This is a genomic window from Mycobacterium arosiense ATCC BAA-1401 = DSM 45069 (assembly GCF_002086125.1).
Lineage (GTDB): Bacteria > Actinomycetota > Actinomycetes > Mycobacteriales > Mycobacteriaceae > Mycobacterium > Mycobacterium arosiense.
This window is the reverse complement of the sequence record NZ_MVHG01000263.1, coordinates 1-385: the sequence shown is the minus strand read 5'-3', so window position 1 is coordinate 385 and position 385 is coordinate 1. Positions and strand designations below refer to the sequence as shown.

General features: G+C 72.2%; 1 protein-coding gene. It reads left to right on the top strand.

Features of this window, described 5'->3' with window-relative positions; genetic code table 11:
• Nucleotides 1–385 (top strand): transposase (locus tag BST14_RS28405; protein ID WP_142279705.1); only part of this gene is annotated, 385 nt, incomplete at both ends.

Here is a 385-nt window from a genome sequence, read left to right as displayed (position 1 = left end):
GCGCCACACCCGCTACGGCGACAAGTACGTCACCGTGGTCATCGACCTGACCCCGGTGCGCGACGGCACGGGTCCGGCCCGGTTGCTGGACATGGTCGCCGGCCGCTCCAAGCAGGTCTTCAAGACCTGGCTCGCCGCCCGGCCCAGGGCGTGGGCGGCGGGCATCGAGGTCGTCGCGATGGACGGGTTCACCGGGTTCAAGTCCGCGACCGTCGAGGAGCTGCCCGACGCTGTCGCGGTGATGGACCCGTTCCACGTCGTGCGGTTGGCCGGCGACGCCTTGGACCGGTGCCGGCGCCGCGTCCAGCAGGACCTGCACGGGCACCGCGGACTGGCCGGCGACCCGCTCTACAAGGCCAGGCGCACCCTGCATACCGGTACGGAC